This is a genomic window from Planktothrix sp. FACHB-1355 (assembly GCF_014748295.1).
Taxonomy (GTDB): domain Bacteria; phylum Cyanobacteriota; class Cyanobacteriia; order Cyanobacteriales; family Aerosakkonemataceae; genus Aerosakkonema; species Aerosakkonema funiforme_A.
Window position 1 is genome coordinate 1 of sequence record NZ_JACJUP010000668.1, and the last position, 3,874, is coordinate 3,874.

Consider the following 3,874-nt stretch of genomic DNA (forward strand, 5'->3'; position numbering starts at 1 on the left):
CCCAAAAATGGGTAACTTAAAAATTGAAACCTTAAATCTTGGATTTCAATTTCAAATCCAAAATTACCTTATGTTGCAAGGATGGATTCAGATTGCACTGACGCTACTAATTTTAGTAGCTATAACGCCTTTTTTTGGCAGCTACATGGCTCGTGTCTTTCAAGATCGGAAAACCATTTTAGATCCGATTCTCAATCCGATCGAGAAATTTATCTATTCCTTGGTAGGCGTGCGAGCAAAAGAAGATATGACAGGTTGGCAGTATGCGAGAGCAATTCTGTACAGCAATATTATCATGGGTCTGCTCATCTTTTTCATTATTATGAATCAAGGATGGTTGCCCTTTAACCCAACGGGCGTACCTGCACCAACTTGGGATACGGCGCTGCATACCACAATTTCTTTTATTACTAACACCAACCAGCAGCATTATTCGGGTGAAACTTATCTCAGCTATGGCAGCCAAATGTTAGCGCTGGGCTACCTTATGTTCACCTCAGCAGCTACGGGTTTGGCAGTGGGGATTGCTTTTATTAGAGGTTTAACAGGCAGACCGCTGGGTAATTTCTATGTGGATTTAATTCGCGCAATTACACGGGTGTTGTTGCCAATTAGTCTCGTAGGCGCGATCGTTTTTATTATGGCTGGAATGCCTGAAACTTTGGCTGGCCCGGTAGTAGTACCAACTTTGGAAAATCCAGCAATCAGTCAAGCGATCGCACGCGGCCCAGTAGCGCATTTCGAGATTATCAAAGAATTAGGTGAAAACGGTGGCGGTTTCTTTGCCATTAACTCGGCGCACCCGTTTGAAAACCCGAATGGATTGACAAATTTAATTGAGCTTGTGGCGATGTTGTCTATTCCATCATCGCTGATTTACACTTACGGAATTTACGCCAACAATATCAAACAAGCGTGGTTAGTTTATTCAATTCCGTTGACAATTCTCGTCGCTTTCATCATCATTACAGCGATCGGAGAATATAACGGCAATCCCGCAGTTAATGCTTTGTTAGGTAGTCCAGCACCAAATTTAGAAGGAAAAGAAGTTCGGTTTGGTTGGGTGCAGTCGGCATTGTATGCAGTCTTCACCACTGCCAGTATGTGCGGTGCCGTTAACAGTTTGCACGACTCTTTTATGCCCGATGGAGGATTTATTACCCTCTCCAATATGTTCCTGCAAATCGTGTTTGGCGGACAGGGAACGGGAACGGCATATTTGTTTGCTTACTTGTTATTAGCAGTATTCGTGACCGGACTGATGGTAGGACGGACGCCAGAGTTTTTGGGAAGGAAAATTGAAAAGAACGAAGTCGTACTGGCAAGCTTTTTAATTCTGTTAGTTCACCCGATCGCTATTTTAATTCCCAGCGCGATCGCACTTGCTTTTCCCGACCAATTAGCAGGTATTAGCAACCCCGGTTTTCACGGTCTTTCGCAAGTAATTTACGAATATGCTTCCGCCGCAGCTAATAACGGATCTGGGTTTGAAGGTTTAGGAGATTCCCAACCATCACCTTTTGCGATCGCTACAGGTACGCCAACAACTGTAACAGCATTGTGGTGGAACTTAAGCACTTGTTTCAGCTTATTAGCAGGGCGATATATTCCGATCGTAGCGTTACTATTACTAGCCGATAGTATGTCGCGCAAACAAGCAGTTCCCTTCACCCCCGGCACATTGCGAACTGATACGGGATTGTTTACAGGTATCACGATGGGAGTGATTTTAATTATGGGCGCACTCACCTTTTTTCCAGTGCTGGCATTAGGCCCAATTGCAGAAGCTTTTCAAATTAGTATTAGTAAAGGTATTGGGTAATGAGTAATTTCACATTTTGCACCAGCCATTCACCCACCTGCGAATCAATTCGCAGGCTAAAAGCGAAAGTCCACTGAAGTGGACTAAAAGCCAATCTACAGTCCACTTCAGTGGACTTGGGCTATTAGCCGTGGACTTGAGTCCACGGCGGGTGAAAAGCACCACCAATAACTAATGACTATTAACTTATGGGAACCATAGATAAACAGAAAATTCGCGTACCGGGTGGCCCTCGCGACGAACGCAAACATACGCCAAAAGTCGATCGCAGAGGAATTTACCAACGAGCAATTCGAGAATCATTTGTCAAACTCGACCCTCGAATTGTAGTTAAAAATCCAGTCATGTTCGTAGTTTGGCTGGGTACAATTGTCACCTTTTTAGTAACGATCGATCCCAATTTATTTGGTACGATCGCAGCAGATAGCAACCAGCAAAGATTGTTGAACGGTATTATTACTTTCATCCTGTTTTTTACCGTTCTATTTGCTAATTTTGCCGAAGCAGTAGCCGAAGGAAGAGGTAAAGCACAAGCTGACGCACTGCGATCGACCCGCACTGACACGATTGCCCGTAAATTACTTCCCAACGGTAAAATCGAGGAGATTAATTCCACCGAATTACGCCGAGGCGATTTAGTCAAAGTAGTTGCAGGCGATATGATTCCCGCCGATGGCGAAGTAACGCAAGGAATAGGTTCGGTTGATGAATCTGCGATTACCGGAGAATCTGCACCCGTATTGAAACAACCGGGAAGTGACATTGCTAGTTCCGTTACTGGCGGAACGCGCTTACTTTCCGACGAATTAATCGTTCGGATTACTTCCGATCCAGGTCAAGGTTTTATCGATCGAATGATTGCTTTAGTCGAAGGTGCAGAACGAACTAAAACGCCGAATGAAATTGCTTTGACGGTGTTACTAGCAGTTTTAACTCAGGTATTTCTAATTGTAGTAGCTACCGTACCACCATTTGCCGGATACATTGCCAATTTTATTAGTGTTGCATTTGGTATTGATGCCGGAAACAGTTTGCGTAGCGGTGCGAGTGTAGCGATTTTAATTTCACTTTTGGTTGCTCTCATTCCTACTACAATTGGCGGTTTGCTAAGTGCGATCGGCATTGCAGGAATGGACAGAGTAGCGCAATTCAATGTAATTGCCACTTCTGGACGCGCTGTAGAAGCTTGCGGTGATGTCAACACTTTGGTATTAGATAAAACTGGCACAATTACGTTAGGAAATCGCTTAGCAGATGAATTTATTCCGACGAACGGACATTCAATGCAGGAAGTAGGAAGTGTATGTCTTGCTGCAAGTATTTTCGATGAAACCCCTGAAGGTCGATCGATCGTGCGATTGGCAGAAAAACTAGGTGCAAAGATAGATTTTGACACCAGTAAAGGCGAAGGCGTAGAATTTTCTGCTCGTACTAGAATGAGCGGTACGGATATAAATGGAGAAGAATATCGCAAAGGCGCAGTAGAAGCGATTAAAGGTTTCGTGCGATCGCGTGGCGGTCAAGTTCCTGCTGCTTTAGACCAAGCTTACGAACGAGTATCTCGCTTAGGAGGAACACCTTTAGCTGTTTGCAAAGGCAATGATATTTACGGCGTAATTTATCTCAAAGATATCGTCAAACCTGGTTTGAGAGAACGTTTCGATCAATTGCGGCGCATGGGTGTAAAAACCATCATGCTGACCGGAGATAACCGCATTACTGCTTCCGTAATTGCCCAAGAAGCTGGAGTTGATGATTTCATTGCCGAAGCTACTCCTGAAGACAAAATTGATGTAATTCGTTCCGAACAATCTCAAGGCAAATTAGTAGCAATGACCGGAGATGGTACGAACGATGCACCAGCATTGGCGCAAGCAAACGTAGGTTTGGCAATGAATTCGGGAACTCAAGCGGCGAAAGAAGCTGCCAATATGGTAGATTTAGATTCCGATCCTACCAAATTGATCGATTTAGTCACGATCGGCAAACAATTGTTAATAACTCGCGGTGCATTAACCACATTCTCGATCGCCAACGATATCGCCAAGTATT

The 3,874-nt window shown here is 44.2% G+C and carries 2 protein-coding genes; both read left to right on the forward strand.

Going from position 1 to position 3,874, the window contains the following annotated elements; genetic code table 11:
* Nucleotides 1-70: 70 nt before the first annotated feature.
* Nucleotides 71-1,822 (forward strand): potassium-transporting ATPase subunit KdpA, encoded by a 1,752-nt coding sequence (kdpA, locus tag H6S82_RS22705; protein ID WP_190467031.1) that lies wholly within the window; start codon nucleotides 71-73, stop codon nucleotides 1,820-1,822.
* Nucleotides 1,823-2,010: 188 nt separating this feature from the next.
* The coding region (gene kdpB, locus H6S82_RS22710) for a potassium-transporting ATPase subunit KdpB (RefSeq protein ID WP_191056750.1) at nucleotides 2,011-3,874 on the forward strand (1,864 nt) is incomplete at its 3' end.

Coding starts and splice junctions, on each gene's coding strand:
- kdpA (WP_190467031.1), top strand. CDS start 71: ATGTTGCAAGGATGGATTCAGATTGCACTGACGCTACTAATTTTAGTA.